This window comes from Sphingopyxis sp., from assembly GCF_016463645.1.
Taxonomy (GTDB): Bacteria; Pseudomonadota; Alphaproteobacteria; order Sphingomonadales; family Sphingomonadaceae; genus Sphingopyxis.
This window is the reverse complement of sequence record NZ_JAEMQX010000001.1, coordinates 153,602-175,424: the sequence shown is the minus strand read 5'-3', so window position 1 is coordinate 175,424 and position 21,823 is coordinate 153,602. Positions and strand designations below refer to the sequence as shown.

The 21,823-nt window shown below is 62.8% G+C and carries 18 protein-coding genes; 16 read left to right on the top strand and 2 right to left on the bottom strand.

From position 1 onward, the window contains the following. The first annotated feature begins 387 nt into the window (after nt 1-387). The 10 genes from JHC57_RS00785 to JHC57_RS00740 all read left to right on the top strand — a co-directional run bounded on the left by JHC57_RS00785 (nt 388) and on the right by JHC57_RS00740 (nt 13,449). On the top strand, nt 388-1,101 hold the full coding sequence (locus JHC57_RS00785; RefSeq protein ID WP_235588038.1) for a toprim domain-containing protein: 714 nt from the start codon (nt 388-390) through the stop codon (nt 1,099-1,101). Between the two features lie 31 nt (nt 1,102-1,132). Beyond that, the gene (locus tag JHC57_RS00780; protein WP_054588748.1) at nt 1,133-3,154 is read left to right on the top strand and encodes a ParB/RepB/Spo0J family partition protein; all 2,022 of its coding nucleotides are present in this window, start codon (nt 1,133-1,135) and stop codon (nt 3,152-3,154) included. A 139-nt stretch (nt 3,155-3,293) separates the two neighbouring features. Beyond that, nucleotides 3,294-7,589 carry a strawberry notch-like NTP hydrolase domain-containing protein gene (locus JHC57_RS00775; RefSeq protein ID WP_058804206.1) on the top strand — a complete coding sequence of 1,432 codons (4,296 nt, stop codon included), beginning with the start codon at nt 3,294-3,296 and terminating at the stop codon, nt 7,587-7,589. A gap of 313 nt (nt 7,590-7,902) precedes the next feature. Continuing rightward, nucleotides 7,903-8,385: a hypothetical protein gene (locus JHC57_RS00770; protein WP_054588746.1), complete on the top strand. Its 483-nt coding sequence runs from the start codon at nt 7,903-7,905 to the stop codon at nt 8,383-8,385. Continuing rightward, nucleotides 8,378-9,421: a hypothetical protein gene (locus JHC57_RS00765; RefSeq protein WP_054588745.1), complete on the top strand. Its 1,044-nt coding sequence runs from the start codon at nt 8,378-8,380 to the stop codon at nt 9,419-9,421. Before JHC57_RS00770 ends, JHC57_RS00765 begins: the two co-directional genes overlap by 8 nt. Before the next feature lie 308 nt (nt 9,422-9,729). Beyond that, nucleotides 9,730-10,365 carry a hypothetical protein gene (locus JHC57_RS00760; RefSeq protein ID WP_054588744.1) on the top strand — a complete coding sequence of 212 codons (636 nt, stop codon included), beginning with the start codon at nt 9,730-9,732 and terminating at the stop codon, nt 10,363-10,365. Between the two features lie 216 nt (nt 10,366-10,581). Continuing rightward, nucleotides 10,582-11,775, top strand: a complete 1,194-nt coding sequence (locus tag JHC57_RS00755; RefSeq protein WP_215353423.1) for a DUF932 domain-containing protein — start codon at nt 10,582-10,584, stop codon at nt 11,773-11,775. 56 nt (nt 11,776-11,831) lie between these two features. Beyond that, on the top strand, nt 11,832-12,221 hold the full coding sequence (locus JHC57_RS00750) for a hypothetical protein (RefSeq protein WP_234715582.1): 390 nt from the start codon (nt 11,832-11,834) through the stop codon (nt 12,219-12,221). A 187-nt stretch (nt 12,222-12,408) separates the two neighbouring features. Beyond that, a complete protein-coding gene (locus JHC57_RS00745) occupies nt 12,409-12,672 on the top strand; it encodes a hypothetical protein (protein ID WP_058804208.1) in 264 nt (87 codons plus the stop codon). Nucleotides 12,673-12,747: 75 nt separating this feature from the next. Further along, nucleotides 12,748-13,449, top strand: a complete 702-nt coding sequence (locus JHC57_RS00740; RefSeq protein WP_234715581.1) for a hypothetical protein — start codon at nt 12,748-12,750, stop codon at nt 13,447-13,449. A gap of 33 nt (nt 13,450-13,482) precedes the next feature. On the opposite strand, the gene JHC57_RS00735 is transcribed toward JHC57_RS00740, so the two are convergent. Further along, complete coding sequence (locus tag JHC57_RS00735) at nt 13,483-13,674, bottom strand: hypothetical protein (RefSeq protein WP_054588741.1); 192 nt, start codon at nt 13,672-13,674, stop codon at nt 13,483-13,485. Between the two features lie 292 nt (nt 13,675-13,966). Between JHC57_RS00735 and JHC57_RS00730 the strand changes: the two genes are divergently transcribed. The 5 genes from JHC57_RS00730 to JHC57_RS00710 all read left to right on the top strand — a co-directional run bounded on the left by JHC57_RS00730 (nt 13,967) and on the right by JHC57_RS00710 (nt 17,689). Further along, a complete protein-coding gene (locus tag JHC57_RS00730) occupies nt 13,967-14,611 on the top strand; it encodes a hypothetical protein (RefSeq protein WP_054588740.1) in 645 nt (214 codons plus the stop codon). 11 nt (nt 14,612-14,622) lie between these two features. Then, complete coding sequence (locus JHC57_RS00725; protein ID WP_054588739.1) at nt 14,623-15,084, top strand: hypothetical protein; 462 nt, start codon at nt 14,623-14,625, stop codon at nt 15,082-15,084. A gap of 74 nt (nt 15,085-15,158) precedes the next feature. Then, nucleotides 15,159-15,635: a hypothetical protein gene (locus JHC57_RS00720; protein WP_054588738.1), complete on the top strand. Its 477-nt coding sequence runs from the start codon at nt 15,159-15,161 to the stop codon at nt 15,633-15,635. 110 nt (nt 15,636-15,745) lie between these two features. After that, nucleotides 15,746-17,431, top strand: a complete 1,686-nt coding sequence (locus JHC57_RS00715; protein ID WP_294027798.1) for an ATP-binding protein — start codon at nt 15,746-15,748, stop codon at nt 17,429-17,431. Between the two features lie 69 nt (nt 17,432-17,500). Beyond that, complete coding sequence (locus JHC57_RS00710; RefSeq protein ID WP_082665232.1) at nt 17,501-17,689, top strand: hypothetical protein; 189 nt, start codon at nt 17,501-17,503, stop codon at nt 17,687-17,689. A gap of 460 nt (nt 17,690-18,149) precedes the next feature. Here the strand turns inward: JHC57_RS00710 and JHC57_RS00705 are convergent, their stop codons facing one another. Further along, complete coding sequence (locus tag JHC57_RS00705) at nt 18,150-19,187, bottom strand: LacI family DNA-binding transcriptional regulator (RefSeq protein ID WP_235588039.1); 1,038 nt, start codon at nt 19,185-19,187, stop codon at nt 18,150-18,152. A 139-nt stretch (nt 19,188-19,326) separates the two neighbouring features. Between JHC57_RS00705 and JHC57_RS00700 the strand changes: the two genes are divergently transcribed. After that, entirely contained in the window at nt 19,327-21,816 is a 2,490-nt protein-coding gene (locus tag JHC57_RS00700) for a TonB-dependent receptor (protein WP_082665233.1), read from the top strand. Nucleotides 21,817-21,823: the final 7 nt, after the last annotated feature.

Below are 21,823 nucleotides of genomic sequence, written 5' to 3'. Positions count from 1 at the left end.
TCCAACGCAGCATTCGCCATCGCAAGCGTGCCGGTTGCTACGCCACCTCACAATAATCAGGGCAGGATCGTGCCGTTGAGCGGTGTCGCCGCGCCGCGTGACTTCGTCACCAGGTGGCCGCGAAAAGCACGGCAGGAGAGAGGGGGAGCTTGAGCGAAGTCTGATCTGATTGCGAGAATTCCAATGTCTGTTGTCCTTTCGACTCTCCATGATTCCGAATTGGAGGCTGCCGGGGCCGCACTGGTCAGGGGCCTTGGCGGTTTCTGGCAGGGGTCGACTGGAATGTGTCGCTGCCCAGCCCACGATGACCGAACGCCGAGCCTATCGGTTCGCGTTGGCGACACCCGACTCTTGTTCAAATGCTTTGCCGGCTGCGACACGCGCGACGTGCTGCGCGCCATTCGGCGGCTCGATCCGAATGCCTTGGGCGCAAAGGGCAATGGAATCGCCAAGCAGTTCAAGCTCGACCGATGGCTGCAAAAGCGCGCCTTCGATCTTTGGAGGGTCGGACGGCCGATAAATTGGACTATCGCCGAGACCTACCTACGCAATCGGTCGATTCACATCGCGCTCGACTCTTTGCGCTTCTGCGACCGAACTCCGCTCGGCAAGGGCAAGGCGGCACGGTTTCGCCCGGCGATGCTCGCCGCCGTTACCGACGATTCCGGTCTGCTCGCCGTCCAGAGGACCTTTCTCGATGCCCGCGGGCGGCGTGCACGCGACCTTCGCCATCCTCGACGCCTGCTAGGCAACCCCTGCGCCGGTGCTGTTCGGCTCGCTTCCGCCACCGAGACGCTTGGGATTGCCGAAGGTGTCGAGACAGCGGTTTCGGCGATGATTCTGCTCGGCATCCCGGTCTGGGCGACGCTCGGCAATGAACGCCTCCCCCATGTTGCCATCCCGAAATCCGTGAACCGCCTCATCCTGCTCCCCGACAATGACAATGCGGGACGCTTGGCCGTGCCGCTTGCAACCGAGGCCTATACGGCACCCGGGCGGCAGATCGGCACGATCTGGCCGTGGCACGGGCGGAACGACTGGAACGATGTCCTACGGGAAGGAGGGAAGGGGGTGGGGGACTGGCGGCGCCGAGTGGCCTGATGGTCGGGCCTCCGCCGCCAGGAGACGGACTATGACATATCCGATCGTATACGCGCTTGCGCGTAACTGCGTCGCTTCCCCGCTGAATGTCCGAACGGAAAGCGACTCCGACGCCGACGCCGAACTGGAAGCGATGATCGGCCAAGCCGGCTTCGTGCTCCAGAACCTGATTGGCACCGCAATAAAACGCAAGAAGGACAGCTACAGCATTTTCGGCGGCGGCCGGCGTCTCGCGCGGGTTCATGCCCTGATCGAAAAGGGCCAGCTTCCCGAAGACTTCTGCGTGCCGGTTATGGTGATGCCGGACGCGAAAAACGCCATCGAGCTCAGCCTCGCTGAAAACCAGAAGCTGCCGATGACCGCCGCCGATGAATGCACGGCCTTCAAGAATATGATCGAGAAGGAAGGCAAAACCCCCGCGCAGGTTGCCGCGCGGTTCGGCAAGACCGAGCGTTTCGTGCTCGGGCGCGTTCGTCTCGCCGATCTTCACGAGACGATCTTCGAGGCGCTCCGCAAGGGCGACATCACGCTCGAGGTCGCCAAGGCCTATGGCAGCACGTCCGACACCGTTCGTCAGGCCCGTGTGTTCGAGCAGTATCAGGACAGCTATTACGGGGACGACGTCTACACCATCCGGCGCGAGCTCGCCTCCGGCAGCTATCGCGGCGGTGACCCCAAGGCGCTGCTTGTCGGCCGCGAAGCTTATCTCGAAGCGGGCGGACGGATCGACTCCGACCTCTTCTCCGACAGCGCGTCCGAAAACTGGATCGACGGTGACATACTCGACCGGCTGACGGATGAAAAACTCGCGGTCGAAGCCGAGGCTATCCGCGAACGTGAGGGTTTTGGCGAAATCCGTGCGCTGCCGACGACGCGCGTCTCCTACATCGAGCTTGACGGTCTGAGCCCGGTTCGCGGAGAGATTCCGCCACCCACGGCAGAGGATGAAGCGCGCTGCGCCGAGATCGAGGCCGAAATGACCATCATCGGCGAAGCCGCGAACGAAAGCGACGACGGCATCACCGATGATGACGAACAGCGTTATCGCGATCTGGAATCCGAACTCCGTGAAATCCAGAATCGTCCGCCGGTGTTGTCCGATGACCAGAAGGCCTCGGCGCTCGCCTTCGTCGTCCTCGGTGAGGATGGCCAGCCCCGGGTTCATCATCAGGTCTACCGAACCCCCGAAGCGATGAGCGAAACCGATGACTCGGACGATGACCGCGACGATGCGGCTCCTGGCGGAGCATCAGGCAAACCCGCGATCAGCCAGCGGCTTGCTGACGAACTCGCAACGATGAAGGCGGAACTGCTCCGCGTCCATGTCGCCAGCGACCCGCGGTTCGCGCTCGATCTCGGGACGTTCGTGATGGTCGATGCCGCGCAGCGGCGTTACGGGGCGAGCGATCTCGCGAGCGAACTGAGGGCCGATGCGGCGCCGTCGCGCGTCATCGGGTTCGAGAGCGGCACGACGGCGGCCGAGGAATGGGCTAAGCTCGAAGCCGGACTCGATCGGAGCTGGATCGACCCCGATGCCGGTGTCACTGGCCGCTACGATGCCTTCTGTGCGCTTGGTGAGGAAGCACGCGCGGCATGGCTGGGTTGGGCGATCGCCCGTACGATCCACGCCGTGCCCGCCAAGACGACCGGCAGCGATTTCGTCGACCATCTCGGCTGCAAGCTCGGGATCGATGTCGCCGCCTGGTGGCGACCGACCGCGAAGAATTACTTCAAGCGGCTCACCAAGACGACGATCCTCGACCTGTTCGCGGAAATTGGCGGCAGCGAACTCGGCCAACGCTATGGCGCGTCAAAGAAGGATCTCCTTGCATCCTCGGCCGAACAGCTCTTCGCGGGCAACATCATCGTGGAAGCCGACGTCAAGGAAAAGGCGCTCGCCTGGCTTCCCGACGCGATGCGCTTCGAGCATCCCGTCGCTGCGCTGGCGAACGACGATGCCGACCTGGAGCCTGCTGATGCCGCCGAAATAACGTTCGACGACGAAGCGGTCGGTGATGGCGACGAGGACGAACCGATCGCCGACGCGGCCTGACCCGGCAAAGCCGACCTCGATTGGGGCCGTGACCACGCGTCGCGGCCCCTTTTTCATGCCGCCTTCCACCCTGGAGGAGAGGGGGGAGGGCTGTGTGCGGCGGGGGCAGGTGCCCCGGAGCCCGTTCAGGAGATCTTCCATGACCCTTCCGCTTCTCAATCTCGCCGAGACCCCTGATTCCAGCGCCCGGGAAAAGGCCGAGCGTCTTCACGGCGTAGCGCGGGCTCTGCAATCCCGGCTCGCCGACCCGCATTCGGTCACCCGTTCGCTGCTCAAAGGGCTCATGTCGGAGGCGTTCGGCGGATCCGATGCCGACGGACACTGGTCGATGCGCGACGCCTATGATGCGCTCGAAGCGGCGCAGGCTTCGAACATGTTGTCGCTCGGTGAAGACCAGAACCCGGACTGCCCGCCCGAAGATGCCTTCGCAGCCATTCTTGCATTCGAGAAGGCGCTACCAACGCAGACCTATCGCAGCGAGCATCAAGTCGAGATGCAACAGTTCAGCACGCCAGACGCGCTGGGCTGGCTAGCGACACGTGCAGCGGCGATTACGGCCGACGACCATGTGCTCGAACCGTCGGCGGGCATCGGCATGCTCGCCGCCCGCGCGATCGCCACGGGCGCCTCCGTAACGCTCAACGAACGCGATGCCTGCCGCGCCGCACTGCTCGCTCTCGTGACGAACAGCGACGTCACCACACACGATGCCGAATTCATTCACGACCGGCTGCCGCCGGATGTCCGTCCGACCGTCGTCCTGATCAATCCGCCCTTCAGCCGTAGCGAAGGCCGCGGCGAGGATCGCCATGCCGGCGCTCGCCACCTTCGCTCCGCGCTCCTCCGTCTTGCCGACGGCGGACGCTGCGTTGCGATTATGTCGCCGGGATTCGCGCACGACGGCAGCGGTGCCCGCGGCTATGTCTCGGTCGCCGAGATCGGACGTCCGCGCGTTGAGATCACCATTCTCGGCCGCCCGTACGTCAAGCATGGCACCGGCATCGCCGTTCGGCTGATCGTCTTCGACAAGGGCTGGATCGGCGAGACCGAACGCCACACCGTCGACTCGATCGAGGCGGCGCTGCCCATCGTGCTCGCGCTCCCGCCGCGATTGGGATCGTCCGATGAGCCGCCCCCGGCCACCCCGGCGGTGATCCCGTTCCGTCCGGCGCTCAAATCCGGATCGGCATCGCTCTTTTCCGGGCTCGCGAGCCCCAAGGTCATCGCGCCGTCGCGGATCGCCGCGAAGGACGATCGCGCCGAGCCGCTTGCTTACTCGGTTCGCGACGCGCCGCTTCCGGTCGGCGATCCGGTCGGCATCTACGCTCCCTGGCGGCTTGCGCGCATCGATATACCGGGCGCGACGCCGCATCCGGACAATCTCGTGGAATCGCTTGCCATGGCGTCGGTGCTGCCGCCGATCCCGCGATATCGGCCGCTCTTCCAGAAGCGGGCAAGCAGCGCGCTGTCCGACGCCCAACTCGAAGCGATCATCTATGCTGGCGATGCCTTCTCGCGCGACCTGCCGGGCCGATTCGTGCCCAACGAGGCGGGCGACCAACTCCGCGAGGATGCCGACGGGCACGCCTATCGCATGGGTTTCTTCATCGGCGACGGCACCGGCGTCGGCAAGGGCCGCGAGGGCGCCGCTATCATCCGCGACCAGTGGAACTGCGGCAACCGCCGCGCCGTCTGGATATCGAAGGGCGCGACGCTCCTTGAAGACGCGCGCCGCGACTGGACCGCGCTCGGCGGCCTTCCGATCGACATCCAGCCGCTCGATGCCTTTCCGCTTGGGCAGTCGATCGGCATGGCGAGCGGCATCCTCTTCCTCACCTATGCGACGCTCCGCTCGCAGCGTCACGATCAATGCTCACGTCTCCAGCAGATCCTCCAATGGGCGGAAGGCACTTTCGAGGGCGTGATCCTGTTCGACGAATCCCATTCGATGGGCAATGCGGCGGGCACCAAAGACGAATATCGCCAGGCCAAGGGGTCTGAACAGGGATTGGCCGGAGTGCGCCTGCAGAACGCACTGCCGCGCGCCCGGGTGGTCTATGAATCGGCCACCGGCGCCACCAAGCCCGAGAATCTGAGTTATGCCTCGCGGCTCGGGCTTTGGGGGCCCGACACGGCCTTCGTGAACCGCGACGCTTTTCTCGCTGCGATGACCGACGGCGGTATCGCGGCGATGGAAATCGTCGCCCGCGACCTCAAGTCCATGGGTCTCTACACGGCGCGTGCGCTCAGTTTCGCCGGCGTAGAATATGACCCGCTCGAGCATCGGCTGACGCCCGACCAGATAGAGATCTACGATGCCTATGCCGACGCCTGGGCGATCGTTCACCAGAACCTCGACGAGGTGCTGAAGGCGTCGAACATTGTCGACCGCATGTCGGGCGAGACGATGAATGCCATGGCCAAGGGATCGGCGCTCAGCCGGTTCGAGAGCGCCAAGCAGCGCTTCTTCTCCCAAGTGCTGATCGCGATGAAAATGCCGACCGTCGTTCGTTCGATCGAGGAGGAGCTGGCAGCAGGCCATGTCGCCGTCGTGCAATTGACCAGCACGGCCGAGGCGATCCTCGAGCGCCGCCTTGCGGGCCTTTCGCCGGACGAACGCGCCAACCTCGCGATCGACGTCTCGCCGCTCGATACGCTGATCGATTATCTGAAGACAGCCTTCCCGACGCGTCAGATGCGCGCCTTTCGCTCATCCGACGGAGCATTGCGCTCCGAGCCGATGCACGATGGCGACGGCAATGCTGTCCTCTGCCAGGAAGCGGTCGAGGCGCGCGATAATCTGGTCGAAAGCCTCTGTTCGATGCCGCCGGTCCCGGCCGCGCTCGACTTCCTTATCGCGCATTTCGGAACCGACGCGGTCGCAGAAGTCACTGGCCGCAGCCGTCGCGTTGTCATTGACGGGCAAGGCCGACAGAAGCTCGAGCGCCGCAGCGCCAGTTCCAATATCGCCGAGACCGACGCCTTCATGTCAGGACGCAAGCCGATCCTCGTCTTCTCGGAAGCGGGCGGCACCGGGCGCTCCTATCACGCCGACCTGGATTGTCCGACCGCGAACAAGCGGCGCATCCATTTCCTGCTCGAACCGGGCTGGCGCGCCGACATCGCGATCCAGGGTCTCGGCCGCACGCATCGGACGTACCAGTGGAAGCCGCCGGTGTTCCGGCCGGTCACGACTACCTGCAAGGGCGAACGCCGCTTCATCAGCACCATCGCGCGCCGTCTCGATACCCTCGGCGCGCTCACGCGCGGCCAGCGTCAGACCGGCGGCCAGAATCTATTCGACCCCGCGGATAATCTCGAAAGCAGCTATGCTCGCGAAGCGCTGACCCAATGGTATCATCTGCTCCATGCCGGCAAGCTCGCGAGCATCGGTCTCGAGAAGTTCCAGATTATCACGGGCCTGAAGCTCGTCGACGAGAATGGAACCCTGCTCGACAAGCTGCCGCCGATCCAGCGCTGGCTGAACCGCATCCTCGCGCTACGCATCGCGACCCAGGATGCCATTTTCGAGGAATATATGGGGCTCATCCAGGCCCGCGTCGACGCCGCTCGCGAGGCCGGCACGCTTGATCTTGGCGTCGAGGCGATCCGCGCCGAGCGTATCGTCGAGCTCTCGCAGCAGGTGCTGAGGGAGGATCCGGTATCCGGCGCCGAGACCCGGCTGCTCCGCCTCGAGCTTCACCTCAAACCGCGCGTCACGGGGTGGGCGCGCCTTGACAAGATCTGGGGCGGTTCCGCGGATGGCCGGTCTCTGCGGAACAGCCGTTCCGGGCGCGTCGCCCTTTGCGTTCCGTCCTGGTCGATCACCGACGACGACGGGAGGCCCGTCAAGATGATGGAGCTTGTCCGCCCGACAGGTTCGAACCGCATCCAGCTTGCAGGGCTCGCGCACACGCACTGGGAGGAGATCGACCGCAAGAGCTTCCAGAGCTTCTGGGAAGCCGAAGTGACCGAGGCGCTCGACAAGGTCGATATCGAGACGATCAGTGTCGCAACGGGTCTCCTGCTCCCCGTCTGGAACAAACTGCCGCAGGACGACGTTCGTGTCTGGCGGATCGACGACGCGGCGGGGACGTCGATCCTCGGCCGCATCGTCATGCCCGGGGCGATCGAGAAGCTGCAATCGGCTTTCGGCCTCACTTCCTCGATCATGCTCACGCCTGGCGAACTGATCGAGGCTGCCCGGCATGGCGACGGCGCCTTGATCCCTGGGCTGCACGGCGCACGTCTCGTGTCGGCGATGGTGAACGACAGCCGCCGGATCGAGATCCGGGACTTCCGGCCTCAGGACCGCGAATGGCTGAAAGCGCGCGGCGCGTTCAGCGAGGTGATTGCATACAAGACCCGGCTCTTCCTCCCGGCGGGAAAGGCCGATGAAATCCTGAGCACCATCATCGCCGAGCCGCCACAGTGAAATCGAACCTCTCATAGGGAGAGGGTCATGTCGCGGGCCTATGGGCAGGTCGACCGGCAGTTCGTCGACGGTTTCGACACCGCGATGCCCGTGCTGGAAGCCGGGCGAGCATGCCGCCCGCGACCTTGCCGACCGATTGCACCATATTCGAGCTTCTCGACGAGGGGGGACTTGCTGAACTTGGCTCGTCAAACGCGGAACCTACGCGCCTCCATGCTCGCCCCGCGAAAGCAATTCTCCGGAGGAGGGAAGGGGGTGGAGCGGGGAGTGGCGGCGGAATTGTCTGCCGACCACCAAGAAGATGGAGGTTCCCATGGCAGACCGGGCATCCGCCATGATCCGGATCGGCGGCACGATTTCTCGCAATCTGATACCCGCGCTTCTCGAAGCTATCGAATGCGATGGCGGGAAAGCCGATTGGGAAGGGAATTCGATCGAGTTTTCCCATATTGCCGACGGGCATATCCTGGAGGTTTGTGCCTATGAACTGATCGGCGGTCAGTTCGAATGTGTCGAAGCCTTCTGCTGCAATCACGGCATCGCCTTCGTTCGGCGCTCGGACGCGTGTTCCGGCGCATTCGGACCCGAGCGCGCGGTTCATACGGGCGATCGGGCGCCCCGACACTACGAGGTAAATGACGCTGACCAGATCGTCCTCAATCAACGAGAGCTGAACGACCTTGGTTCGATCGCTGCGGCGAACGCCTGGTTTCAAGCGGGCGATTTCGCTCTGCCGCCCTTGTCCATCGGAACCCGCGAAAGCCCGTCCTTGTGCCGGGAGAATGGCGATGGCTGAACATTATCTCGAGGCAAGCTTCAGCTTCGCCTGCACAGATGCCGAGCTGGCGCTGCTCAAGGAGATATTCGGGGCGGCCAGCGACATGATGAGCGGTATCGTCGCACCGGCGCCAAGCCCGAAAATCCTCGAACTCTTTCCTCCTGAAGACGAAGATGATCTGTGGAGCGGCCTTGGCACGATATTCTGCGATGCGTATTTTCCCGATTTCGGTGCCCGTTTCGAGGCGGGAACTGCGTCGATCGACGGGGTCGGTCAGATCGCGCATATCTATGGCACGCCAACCTTCCAGCCCGACCCGGTCGCAACGGTCATCCATCGGTGCTGCGCCGAATCCCTTCTTCGCGCCGCTATCGGTTTCGAATGGTCGGAAAGCTGCTCCAAACCTCGCGAGGGCGAGTTTGGCGGCGGCTGGTGCGCCATCTTCGCGGATCGCATCGAGATGCATTCGACAAGCGAGGCCTTGTCGGCGGCGCTCGGGCAGTCCGCGCCGAGCGACCCGCCTCACCTGGAACGTGATGCCTGGACCGAGTATCCAGCCCACCCGCTCGCGGATTGGAAATACCAGATCGCGAACGACGACACACGCCTTGGCTATCGGGACTGGATTGCGGCGCGCGTGCTTGGCGAGCCGCACGATACTGCCGGGGACACCGACGCGACCTCGCCTGTCCCGGAGGCGCCCGGACTCTACCTGCATCTCTATCACGGCCGCAAGGATCCCGACGAAAATCTTGAAGACTGGGGGAGCGAAGGACCGGTGATCGGCCCGCTCGCCTATGTGCACACGACCTATATGTGCGACGTCAAGTTCGCGGCGGCTCCCGATGTCATGGACCGATTCTTCCCGGCGGTCATGGCCGAATGGTGCGCACGCGGATTGTCCAACGTCGCGGGTCCGCTCTGTGATTGGCGCCTGACCATCTTCGACGACTATGTCGAATATGACGGCATCTACTATGGCGACTGGACCGTGTTCGCCGCCACGCCCAGTGAGGTCGATGAGCGGTTCGCCAAGGTGGCGAAGGCGGCGTGATGGCGCACATCGTCAAAGGCTAGGCCCTCTGCCAGAAACCGGGCTGCACAATGTCCCGGCACCGCGATCCCATTCTCGAGGTTGTCTGCCCCAACTGCCACGCCGCGGTAGGTGTCGGCTGCCGCCGGCCGAGTGGGCATAGCGGGCCATTCGTCGAATTTCACACCTCGCGCGACATCCTCGCTGACCGCGAGGGCAAGTATGGACCGTGCCCGCTCGGGCTCTGCGGTCTCGGCTGCGTTTCGCCTCAACTGGGCCTGCCGCTGTTCGATTGAACCGCGGCGCCGCCAATCGGAGAGGTTTCCGCAATGCCCGAAATCATCCCCATCACCGTCTATCAGTTCGACGAACTGGACGAGCGCGCTAAGGACAAGGCGCGCGACTGGTATCGTCAGGGCGCCTTCGACCATGACTGGTACGACTTCGTCTTCAGCGACTTCGAGGCGATCTGCGACATCCTCGGTATCACGCTTCGCACCAACCCGGTTTCCCATGTCGGAGGCACAAAGCGCGAAGAGCCGCAGATATTCTTCACGGGCTTTGCCAGCCAGGGAGACGGCGCCAGCTTTGCCGGCAGCTACGCCTATCGGCCCAGATCATCGAAAGCCATCCGGGTCTACGCGCCGCAGGATGCCAGGCTTCACCAGATCGCCGATGCGCTTCGCTACATCCAGCGCCAGCATTTCTACCGGCTCAGCGCCGATATTCGCCACCGCGGTCGCTATTACCATGAATATTGCATGGACATCGCGGTCGAGCGCGAAGGGATCGCCTTCGGTTCCCCCGCGGAAGAAACCATCATCGAAGCACTGCGCGACCTTGCCCGCTGGCTCTATCGGCGCCTCGAAAGCGAATTCGAGTATCTGACGTCCGAGCAGGCCGTAGATGAGGCGATAACCGCCAACGGATACACCTTCGTGGAGAATGGCAAGCCGTTCGGCTGACCACGTCTTTCCTTGCCTCGCTGATGGGCGTCGATGGCAAGACGGTCACGTTCTGCACCGCCTGAGGGCTGCTCAAGGCGAACCGGCGCGGTACCGACCAAACGAGCGCGCACCACGCCATCTGACTGCCGGTCGGGAGGGAAGGGGGTGGGAACGGGGCGAGCCGGTCAGTGATTTCGGTCCGGCTCGACGTTCCACTCTTGCCGGAGATTTCCCATGACCAATCTTGTCCCCGCTGCCGACCGTCCGGTCGGCGGCGCCTATCGCGTCGATATCTCCCGCGGCCGCAACATCGGCCGCGTTTCGTCCGAATGGTTCTCGCGTCCCGACGACGAGCGCTTCCTCTCGCTGACCGATCTCTATGATGTCGTTCGCGCCCGCGCCGACCGGGCAACCGCGCGCGTCGTCGACAGCAAGGCGATCCGTGTCGAGGCGCGGAGCGATAGCCCCGAGCGACTCTCGCTGATGGTCCCCGACGAAGAGCGGCCCGTTGCGCCGACGAACTGGGCATTCGGACAGCTTTGCAGCCTCGTCGGCGCGCCCGCGTCCTATCTTCGCGAGCTTCCGGCTGCGCTTGCCGGCATCAATCTTCAGCACGGCCTCGTCGCGCACCGCGGCGAGCAGGTGAAACTGCTGCAGACCGACGACGGGCGGACCGAACTTCGCGCCGCGACCGGGCCCGAATATGGCCGTATCTGGGATTATGAGCTCGTGGAAGCGGTGATGAAGATCGCCGGCGACGGCATCGGGCAAACGCGGTGGAAGGTCCCCGGCGTGCTCGACTGGTCGAGCATGCACTATAATCCTTATGTCGACGTCACACGCGACACGACGACGCTTTATGCCTCCGACCGCGACGTCTTCATCTTCCTGGTCGATGACACGCACCCGATCGAGGCGGGCAAGCTACCCAATGGCGATCCCGATCTCTATTTCCGCGGCTTCTACTGCTGGAACTCCGAGGTCGGCGCGAAGACGCTCGGCATGGCGACCTTCTATCTGCGCGCCGTGTGCATGAACCGCAACCTCTGGGGCGTCGAGAATTTCGAGGAGGTGAAGATCCGCCACTCGAAATTCGCAGCCAACCGCTTCGCCCATGAAGCAGCGCCCGCGCTCGAGCATTTCGCGGACTCTTCGCCGATGCCATTCCTGAGCGGCATCAAGACCGCGCGCGAGCGCATCGTCGCCCGCAAGGATGAGGACCGCGAGACGTTCCTGCGCAAACGCGGCTTCTCGAAGGCCGAAACCGCAAAGATCGTCGCGACGGTGCTCAATGAAGAGGGCCGCCCGCCTGAGACGATCTATGATTTCGTGCAGGGCATCACGGCCTTTGCGCGCACCAGGACCAACCAGGACAGCCGGCTCGAAGTCGAGGGCAAGGCCCGCAAGCTTCTCGAAACCGCCCACTGACGTCCGAAGCCGCCGGTTCGTTCGATCCGGCGGCTTCCTTCCCATGGAGACCCGCCATGACCGATGCGCGCTACCGCTTGCTCGATACGATGCAGGACCTCATGTCCAACTATCTCCTCGACGAATGCCCCAACGATGTGACGTGGGAAGATTTTGACCCTGACATCGATGGGCTGCGTTCGAGCGTCGCGGACCTCATCGACAGGCATTGCCGAGGCGCGGTCTCAACCGCCGTCGTCGCTACCTACCTTGTCGATGTCGCATTTTTCAGCGGCGACGATTGCTTTGCGAGCGCAGTCTATACGATCGATGCTTCGACACCCGAGGGGGCGGAGCACCACGCGCTGTCGATGTCGCTCGACTGCATTTACAACGACCCGCGCATTCCGGACCTCTCGCGCGCCGCGACCGCGAGGCCGATGGACGATCCCGACGCGCCGATATGATTGTCGATCGGTCCCCACGATGGCGCGAACGGCGCTGTCGCTGGCTACCGAATGCGACGAATATCGGCCCAGGCTCCCTTTCCGTGGACGTCATCGACACGCGCCGACAGGCCTCATCCTTCGTGAAGGTCATCACTTCGCGAGATCAATGCCGGACGCCCGGCATGTCCCTTCTTGCTTTGGGAGCATGACCATTGCCGAAACGGTTCCGACGATGTTGAATCCATTCCAGCGAATTTGCGCCGTCGCATACGGTGAAGGCGACTTTGCCCACATCGAAAGCATCGAGGAGACCCACGATTTGGGCGATCCGCTCTTTGCCTTTCTCATGGCTGAGCTAGCATCGAGCGAGGGCTGTGATTGCCGGAAAGAAGCGCTGCGCCGCCTAGAAATGGCTGCAGCTGATATTCGCTGCGTTATCGACGCGATCGATCAAACGATTGTCATTTGATCGATCCAGCATGCCCAAGCGCCGTAGTTCGCCGAGTGCCGGCGCAGGCTCACATCAGCCGAACAGGATTATATCATGTCTGACATTGGCATCCGCGCCTTGGCGCAACTGCTCGCTCGTGCCCGTGCCGCCATCGAAACGCCGGCCGACCTCGATGACGCTGCCCGCGCCGCGGTGATCGAGGATATCGCTGCGTTCGAGGATTGCCTTGCGCGGGGATTGATTCCGTGGGGCTTCGACATCCACATCGGTTCAATCGATCATAAGCATGGCACCAACCATTATGCCGCGCTGACTCAGAAAGCCTTGATGGCGGAAGTCGCCGAATATTGCCGCGAGTGGTGGTCCGATATCGAAGATGGGCGCGATCCGGCGACGCTCGACGATCAAACGATCGCGGACATCTATTTCGATGATCATCCGAGCGAGAATCTCAAGACTGACCGCGTCCATATCGATCCGCTACTCGCCGACATGCAGACACTGGGCCCCGAAACCGGGCACTATTGCGTCATTGCCACGGCGCATCTGTCGACTGCGACGGCAGCCATGCTTGATGAATGGTGCGCGGCGGCAACCTCCGACCGGCCGATCAATGTTGCGAGTACCATATACGGATGGTTCGTTCCGGCGCGCGAGGTGGATGAGCCGGCGCAGGCCAAGCTACCGGCCGATCTTCTTGCCGCGATGAGATTTGCTCGTGCACATGGCTTCGACCATATCCTGTTCGACTGCGACGCTGGCAGCGTCGAGGCATTGCCGAAGCATGACTGGTGAAGCCGGTCCTTGGTATGTTTGGCGTAATTCCCATTAAGCCTGCGACCGCGCATCGAGCATTTCCAGCCGATCGGCGGCAAGCTCCGCGACATTGGCCTGGATCACATGGCCGCGATTGCGCAGGATTTCGCCGAGATCCCTGACCATCGTGATCAGATCGCCGGTCGCAAGCGGGCCATCGAGCGCGCGCAATAGATGGCGTTCTTCCTCGTCCAGTTCGCGCATCGTCATTCTCCGCGGGACGCAATTTTGGGCAGGCACGTAATCTAGCACATTCGGACGATCGTCGGCTGCGCAAATTCTCCTCTCGGCGATGAATTGCAGCGCCACGACGTGCACTGCACGAACCCGAGCCCGAGGGGCGCCCGCTCGCTTGCCTCCCGCTCGCCATCGATCGACAGATGTGGAACATCGCGGCTGCGGGCACTTGGGGTGCCTTCAATATCCCTGCGAAATGGGAGGAGAGAGGGAAGGACAGGGGCGGGCGCAATAGGCGTCCGGAGAAGGAACCTGTCCCATGTCATACGATATCGCGTTCCGCTTCCAGCAGGCGCTCGATCCTTCGGCACTCTCGACGCTGCCGGCCTGTCTCCACGCGCTGATCGCGGCGATCAAGGATTGCCGAAATGCCGGCAATCCCGACGAAACCGATCCCGCAGTACTGTTGCTCGCGCGGCATCTCGGTGCCGTTGCGGGCGCCACGGGCGGCGGCGACACCGCGCTTCGGCGCGCCTGCTTGGACCGCATCGCCGACATGCGCGGCAAATCCGCACTCGTGGTGCTGGCGCATAGGGGTGTCAGCTACGACGAGCAGGCAAAGAAGCTCTTCCATAGCGACGGCCGAAAGGCCCTGAAGCGGCTTGCCGAGGCCCTTTGCATGGAGGACGGCACCTATGATCTTCGATCGATCAAGGGCGGTATTGCCGTCAGCGGCGAGATCATCCTTCATACCGAGGAAATCTATGTCCAGCTCCGGCTTGGCATCGGATCCGGCCGTGAAGTGATGTTCCGCCGCGTCGCCGGGCGGAAGGATTATTGCGGCGACCGCAACCACTGGGCCGCGGTCGGCGAACTGCTCGAGCCTGACCGCCTCGCCGCGCGCATCCGGCGCGAACTGCACCTCGCCGAACCCGGAACGCCGCCGATGCGGCTGGTCGCTTGAGGAGAACGTCGATGAAAGTCATTGTCTCGCGTTCCCGCATCGCGGGGGCGCTGCCCCATTATGTCTATCGCGCGCTGGTTCCGGCCGAGGGTGTTGCGGTGGAGCGTATCGCGAGCGCCGGCACCGTTCACGCGCCCGGGGTCGCCGGTCGTATTGCTTGCATTCGGATCGCTCCGCTCATTGCGCCCGAGCGCTACCTCGCGATGCGCCCTGTCGAGCGGACGGCGCTTGCCTCGCGCGTCGGGGCAGTCGGACGCCGGATCGAGTGGCTGATCATTCGCACCTTCTTCCGGGAGATGACCGCGGACTCGTTACCGATCGTCTTCCAGCTCGATCCTGATCCGGGCGACGCCTGCGTCTGGGCCGACCTCGACGACCTAACCGGCATCTTTGATGCCGTCGAACCTGGGTTCGCAAGCCTCTCAGCTATCGACCTCGGTCTGCGTCAGCGCGACAGCCTCCGGGCTGCCTGATTGCCGTCATCGACGAGCCGCCCAAGGCGCCTGCCCTGGGCATAGTTACTTCACCCCAGCAGAAAGGGCCTGCGATGACGGTCATCGGACATAATGACATCCGGAAAGTCGAGAACTTCGACAGATATGAGATTCTCGCGCACCCGCTTCCCCATCGTGATAACCGCATTTTCTATCCGGCGGAACCCGATGGTTTTGGCGCCGTCACCTATGCCTCGCACGATGTGATGATTGCGAGGCCGACCGGGATCGGTAGCAAGGGCCGGCTCGCCATACTGATGCACCATGGCGGCGGTCGCCACGCTCTCGAATTCTACGAAAGCACCTTGCCCATCGCCTCGGCGCTGCTCGCGCTTCCGGAACGCGAGCAATATGCGCTCGCCTATACGATCTTCGAGCAAGCGGACGAATGCTCCGCCGGAGCGCGTGCCGCCGAGGCGCAACGATGGGCTGAGGCCTATGCTGAGGGCCGCATCCGGAAACGGCGTCGCGGGCGCGCGCGGCAAATCTATGTCGAAACCGCGGCCGAGAAGGCACTTCGCTCCGCCTGAAGCCTGAGCCGCCCGCACTCAATCGCTCGCGACCGATCGTCATCGGCCGGGAGGAAAGGAGGCGGGGACGTGCGGCGGCAATGAGGCTGCCGCGCAACCGGAGTATTCCCATGACGCTTCCCGCTCAAATCCGCCCTTCCGTCGGCGAGCAGCTTATCACTAAGGTGTCGCGCCTCTTCAACGGGACGATCACCGACGTTCTCAACGAGCTGTTCCAGAATGCCCGCCGTGCCGGTGCGCAGCGAATCGCCGTCGATCTCGGCGAGCATGAAGGCAATCCAGCCCTCTTTATTGCAGACGACGGCACCGGCATCGATGATCCCGCCGCCTTCGTGACGCTGGGCCGCTCTGACTGGAGCGACCAGATCGCACGGCGGGAAGACCCTGCCGGAATGGGTGTGTTCAGCCTCGCCGGCAAGCGCGTTACTGTGCGATCCTTCTCGAGAGCCGCCAATGCCGGATGGACGGTCACGTTTCCCAAGGACGGTTGGCAGGGCGAAAATCCCCTAACGGTCGAAGCCTACGAGGTCCGCAAAGGCACACAGCTCGTCATTGCCATGCCCGCCGAATGGTTGCCCAATCTCCAATCGCGGGTCGAAGCAGCGGCGAAGCATTTCCCGTTGCCCGTCGAATTTCAGGGCGCAGTCTTGCCGCGCGAGGATTTCCTCAAGGGCGCCTGCCGGATCGAAGAGTGGCATGGCTGCCGGATCGGAATCTTCAGCGATTCCTATGACATCGCGAGCGATCCGCGCATCAATTTTCATGGCATCAAGGTTCCCTGCCGCATGCCCGCCATCGGGGAAATCGACGCACGGCGGAAATGGACGGTCCGGATCGACATCGTCGACGCGCCCTCGCTCCAGCTCGTTTTGCCCGCGCGCAAGGAGATGGTCGAGAATGCCGCACTCGCCGATCTGCGGGTTGAAGTGCAGGCGGCCATTTTCCGGACCATCGCGCTCAAAGGCCAACATCGCCTGTCGTTCAAGGACTGGAAGCGCGCTACCGAGCTCGGCGTTGGCCTTCCCGAAGCCAGCCCGTGGCTCTGTGCATGGCGCCCGCGAACCGCGGACGGCAATGCCTACGTCGAGGACGAGCGCGTCGAAGCTGTCCCAATGATCCTGATCCCCAGGCACGAGGCCGATATCGAACAATGCGCGGCGAAGGTGTTGACCGAGGAGAAGCTCGGCTTCCGACCTGTCTTCGCTGAAGACAAATTTGCCGGCTATCGATGGTATGATGTGCTTCCGCGCGTCCCCCGCCTGTCCTTTGCGGTCGAACGGGAGGGCGAACTGTTCCACTATGCCGACGACGACCAGATGCTCGATCATGTTGAATCGGGCTGGGTGACTGCGATCACCCTTAATGTTCCGATAGTTCGCTGCGCCGGGCTCGATGAACCCGCCGCCACGCTTCGCCTTCCCGTCGATATGCTCGTCTGCGCGAACGCGAGCAGCCATATCGGCGAAGCACATGTTTTTGTCCGGGAGGGCGCAATCGTCACGCCGCAGGCGCTCGCGCAGCTGATCGAGGATGCGGTCTTCACTTATGACGAGGATTGCGATAGCGACAGCTGGGGCAGGCAGCATGACGATTTCATCCGCGATGCGCGTAACCTGGCGAACAAGCTCCTCCTCGGAAAGGACGAGGCGCTTCTGGAACAGATCCGATCGGCCTTCCGCGACGATGTCCAATGGCTGATCCCCGAGGGTCGAACACTCACCCTCAAGGCCGATGTCGCCAAGGTTCTAATCGATCTGGCAGCCGCTGATCCTGAAACCGAGCCCACCGCTGCATAGCATTCGGACCATGACAGGCTGGCGACCTTGCGTCCGCTTCTACCCTTACCCCCACAGCCGGAGTGATCCATGACCGCCCTGTCACCCCTTCGGACGCGGCTCGCCTCGTTCGACCACGCCTATGCCGTTGCGATTCAGCTCCGCGGCGCGACCGGTCGTGGTCAATTCATCGTGTGCACCGGCAAGCCGATTCAGCCATTTCGTGTCTCTCCGACATTGCCGCCGCTAGGTGAACATCTGCTGGTCTGGGTAGCCTGAAGCCGACATTCCCTGGGCACACATTTGGTGTAGGTGCCATTTATGTCGGGTCAACGACGTCACAAGAGGCATGTCGGTCCGTCAGATTCCTAAGCCAAGCGTCGAGACGTCGAGCTTCGATGGAATTTGGTCGGGAATGCGCCTTATTCTGTTGAAAAACTATCCACACGGCTTTGGGCGCCTCGACACAAGTAAAAATATTAGCACATTTCTAATTGCTACATAACTTTGGATCGCCAATTGGGTTCTTATTATATGTTTATTACGGAAGAGGCATGGATGAGGTGCGTCGTCCGAGTTTTTCAACAGAATACGCCTAATCGCGGTCATTCGAGAAATCAGCGGGCCTGCCCATAAGCTGTCGTTCGTTTACCCCCGCGAGGATGGCAGCTACGCGCCTGATGCCGGTCGTTTATCCGATTTGGACCATCGCTTTAAAGCTGCCATGACGACCGGCCAGCTAGGTCTGCCGAGTGACAAGTTGAGTTGGTAGCATTGCGGATCGGGGCCTGCTACCGTCCAGCGCTTGCATCAGTTTCTCCACCAGTAACGCGCCTGCGACTCCGGTCTGCTGGGCGATGGTCGTGATCGACGGAGTAAAATGCGCCGCGGGCGGAATGTCGTTGTAGCCGACGAGCGAATAGTCGCGCGGGGTCAAATGCCCCTCTTTGCTGAAAGCGCCGATAACCGCCATCGCTGCGGTATCGGAAAAGGCGAAGACTGCGTCGGGGCGGACGGTACAGGTTTTCAGATAGGCGTTGGCCTGGTCGTGAATCGCGGAAAAAGCCATGGACTCGATCGACAGAACATCGATCTCGACATCCGAATTTTTGCGGGCTGCTTCCTGCAGCCCTTCAAAGCGCAGGCGGATTTCCTCGTGCTGGCGGCTTCCGACGAACAGCCAGCGGCGGCGATCATGCAAAAGGAAGCGTTCACCGGCCAGGCGTCCTCCAAGGCTGTTATCGCTTCCGACCGCGCAGTAGGCGCTCGCTTCATTGACCGCTCCCCAGACCACCATGGGAATATCCTTGCGGGCGACCTTTTGCAGCAGCGCGTCGCGCGCGCCTTGGCCGAGCACGATGAAGCCGTCGGCACCGCGCGACTGGTAAAGATCGACAAAGCCGTCGATCGTGTCCAGCCCCGACGGCGATAGCAGCAGGTCGAGATCGCGGACCGACAGGGCCTCGGAAATCCCGGCGAGCAACTCGAAAATGAAAGGGTCGCCGATCGCGCCTTGCCGATGCGATCCGAAGTCGAGCACGACCGCGATCGCATTGGCGCGTTCGCGCCGCAATTTCTGGGCATGACGGTTGAGCGCATATCCTTGCTCGCGTGCGACCGCCAGCACACGCTCGCGTGTATCCGCGCTGACCAGCGGGCTTCCGCTCAACACCCGTGACACCGTCGGCTTTGAAACTTTTGCAATGCGCGCGACGTCGTCCATCGTCGGCCGGGTTGTGCGCGGCATCGTGGTCGTATCGCTGCTTTTTTGCGCCATTCTGCGTTCATATGGCAGCTGCAGGCCCTGCGCAATCGCCAATAGTCGCCATTATGAAACTTTGTATTGAAATGCATTTCATAAAAACCTATCAAATTGCGCGAACGGGCGATATGGTCCGTCATGGGGAGGATGATCGATGGCAATCTCGCGCAAATTTTTGACGTCGCTTTGCTGGGGCGTGGCACCGTTGGCACTCGCTGCCAATCCGTCGTCGGCCGCAGCGCAGGATGCGCCGCAAGCTGACTCGGCGGGCGGCGGGCTTGAAGAGATCATTGTTACCGCTCGCCGCTTCGAGGAGCGCGCGCAGCAGGTGCCGATCGCGATCACCGCGTTCAGTCAGGACGGCTTGCGCGAGAAGGGGGTCAACACCGGCACCGACCTTCAGAACTATACGCCGTCACTGTCGGTGCTCGGTGATGTCGCTCGCAACCAGGAAACCTATTCGATCCGCGGCATGGGGGGCAATGGGGGACCGGGGACCGGGAGCGGCCCGGGTGTCGTCGGCTATTTCGCCGAAGTGCCGACGAGCGTCAGCGGACCGGGCAGCTTCTACGATCTTGCTTCGCTGCAGGTGCTGAAGGGACCGCAGGGGACGTTGTTCGGCCGCAACACGACGGGCGGCGCGGTGCTGCTCGAACCAGCGCGCCCGAAGATGGGCGTGGTCGAAGGCTATGCTGATTTGACGCTTGGCAATTATAATCGCCGCAGCGGGCAGGGCGCGCTCAACATTCCGCTGGTCGATGACGTGCTGGCGATTCGCGTCGCCGGGCAGTTCGACAAGCGCGATGGCTATGTCCGCGATGCCGTCACGGGTTTCGACTATCTCAACCGCAACAACTACAGCCTGCGCTTCGGGCTGCAGTTCAACCCGACCGACACGATCCGCAGCTATACTGCGGTCAGCTATGTCGATGTGAAGGAGCATGGCGGCGGCAGCATCCTGCTCGCGGTCAATCCGGCACGTCCCTACGCGGCCCTGCTGCAGCCCTACCTGCTGGCGCAGCAGGCGCGAGGTGTGCGCGAGACGGCGCTCAGCGTCCCGACCCGCGAAGTCGCGAAGGCTTTTCTTGCGCTCAACAATACGGAGTTCGATCTTTCGGACACGCTCACACTGAAGAATATCTTCAGCTATGCCCGCACCCGCTCGACGAGCGCGACCGATCGCGATTCGACGCCGTTGCCGATCGCCGATCTGCTCGGCGCCTACCCCGGCAGCTATAACAACAATCTCCGCACGATTACCGAAGAGCTCCAACTGCGTTACGACGATGGCACCTTGCGCATCCAGGCCGGCGGCTTTTTCCTCGACCAGAAGACACCGTCGCCGCTGACCTTCCAGACCGTCAACCCGATGCAGCAACTCGGCCTGCTCGGCGGCGGACCGCTGATCCTGCCGCCCGCGCTGCAGGCCGCGCTCGGCTTGCCGACGCCGCTCGCGCCGGCGCTCAGCCTGCAACCCACCGCGCATGTCGACGGGCGGAGCAAGGCGGTCTATGCGCAGATGCAATATAAGCTGACCCCCGATCTTACCGCCACGGCCGGCTTTCGCTGGACTTGGGATCGTTTCGGCGGCGACATCCAAGCCTATCAGGATCCGCAAAGCTATCAGATATTCAACCAGCTTGCCACGCTCGGGGTGATCACTCCGGCGCAAGCGGCGCAGGTGGTCGGCCTGAATGCCAATCTTTGCGTATACGACGCGTTCAAGGCGGTGGCGGCGGGCGGCTTCCCGACGCTCTATTATCCGAACTGCACAACACCGACGTTCAAGGGCAAGAGCGACGGGCCGACCTGGCAGCTCGGTCTCGACTGGCAGGCAAACCCCGATACATTGCTTTATGCCGTGTCGCGGCGCGGCTACAAGTCGGGTGCCAGCAACCCGATCGTATCGCTGTTCCTCGGCGAGGAGCATCCGCTGTTCGCGGTCCGCCCCGAGCAGGTGACCGATCTCGAACTCGGCGTGAAGAAGGATTGGAACCTCGGCGGCGACGCGCGGGCGCGCACGAACATATCCGCCTTCTATACCTGGTACAACGACATCCAGGTGATCCAGCGCGCATCGATCGCGGGCTCCGACATATTGACCAACGCCAAGAAGGCGCGGGTCATGGGGCTCGAGTTCGAAGGACAGCTCGTGCCGGTGCGCGGTCTGACATTCAGCGCGGTCTATTCCTACAATTCGGCAAAATATCTCGAATATGACTCGATCGCGATCCCGGCGATCCCACAGGCGTTGACCGCGGCGCAGCCGAGCCGCGACCTGTCGGGTACCCCCTTCTCCTTCGTGCCGAAGCACAAGTTCAGTCTCAACGGACGGATCGACCTGCCGTCGGTCGAGGGCGTGGGCGAAATGGCGTTCAACGCCAACTGGACCTACCAGTCGAGCCAGCGGGTGACCCCGGAGGCACAGCCTTTCGACACGATCGCGGGCTATGGCCTCGTCAACCTGCGCTTCGAGTGGAACAACATGTTCGGTGCGCCCATCGACGCCGCGATCTATGGCACCAACATCTTCGACAAGGAATATCGCGTCACCGCGAACCCGGGCTATAATAATTCGGGTTTCATCAACTCGATCTACGGAGAGCCGGCGCAATATGGCGTGCAGCTTCGCTATCGTTTCTGAGCGCACG

Bases quoted from the DNA above. Each gene is read 5' to 3' on its own strand.
- JHC57_RS00780 (WP_054588748.1), top strand. From the start codon at position 1,133: ATGACATATCCGATCGTATACGCGCTTGCGCGTAACTGCGTCGCTTCC.
- JHC57_RS00775 (WP_058804206.1), top strand. From the start codon at position 3,294: ATGACCCTTCCGCTTCTCAATCTCGCCGAGACCCCTGATTCCAGCGCC.
- JHC57_RS00770 (WP_054588746.1), top strand. From the start codon at position 7,903: ATGGCAGACCGGGCATCCGCCATGATCCGGATCGGCGGCACGATTTCT.
- JHC57_RS00765 (WP_054588745.1), top strand. From the start codon at position 8,378: ATGGCTGAACATTATCTCGAGGCAAGCTTCAGCTTCGCCTGCACAGAT.
- JHC57_RS00760 (WP_054588744.1), top strand. From the start codon at position 9,730: ATGCCCGAAATCATCCCCATCACCGTCTATCAGTTCGACGAACTGGAC.
- JHC57_RS00755 (WP_215353423.1), top strand. From the start codon at position 10,582: ATGACCAATCTTGTCCCCGCTGCCGACCGTCCGGTCGGCGGCGCCTAT.
- JHC57_RS00750 (WP_234715582.1), top strand. From the start codon at position 11,832: ATGACCGATGCGCGCTACCGCTTGCTCGATACGATGCAGGACCTCATG.
- JHC57_RS00745 (WP_058804208.1), top strand. From the start codon at position 12,409: ATGACCATTGCCGAAACGGTTCCGACGATGTTGAATCCATTCCAGCGA.
- JHC57_RS00740 (WP_234715581.1), top strand. From the start codon at position 12,748: ATGTCTGACATTGGCATCCGCGCCTTGGCGCAACTGCTCGCTCGTGCC.
- JHC57_RS00735 (WP_054588741.1), bottom strand. From the start codon at position 13,674: ATGCGCGAACTGGACGAGGAAGAACGCCATCTATTGCGCGCGCTCGAT.
- JHC57_RS00730 (WP_054588740.1), top strand. From the start codon at position 13,967: ATGTCATACGATATCGCGTTCCGCTTCCAGCAGGCGCTCGATCCTTCG.
- JHC57_RS00725 (WP_054588739.1), top strand. From the start codon at position 14,623: ATGAAAGTCATTGTCTCGCGTTCCCGCATCGCGGGGGCGCTGCCCCAT.
- JHC57_RS00720 (WP_054588738.1), top strand. From the start codon at position 15,159: ATGACGGTCATCGGACATAATGACATCCGGAAAGTCGAGAACTTCGAC.
- JHC57_RS00715 (WP_294027798.1), top strand. From the start codon at position 15,746: ATGACGCTTCCCGCTCAAATCCGCCCTTCCGTCGGCGAGCAGCTTATC.
- JHC57_RS00710 (WP_082665232.1), top strand. From the start codon at position 17,501: ATGACCGCCCTGTCACCCCTTCGGACGCGGCTCGCCTCGTTCGACCAC.
- JHC57_RS00705 (WP_235588039.1), bottom strand. From the start codon at position 19,187: ATGGCGCAAAAAAGCAGCGATACGACCACGATGCCGCGCACAACCCGG.
- JHC57_RS00700 (WP_082665233.1), top strand. From the start codon at position 19,327: ATGGCAATCTCGCGCAAATTTTTGACGTCGCTTTGCTGGGGCGTGGCA.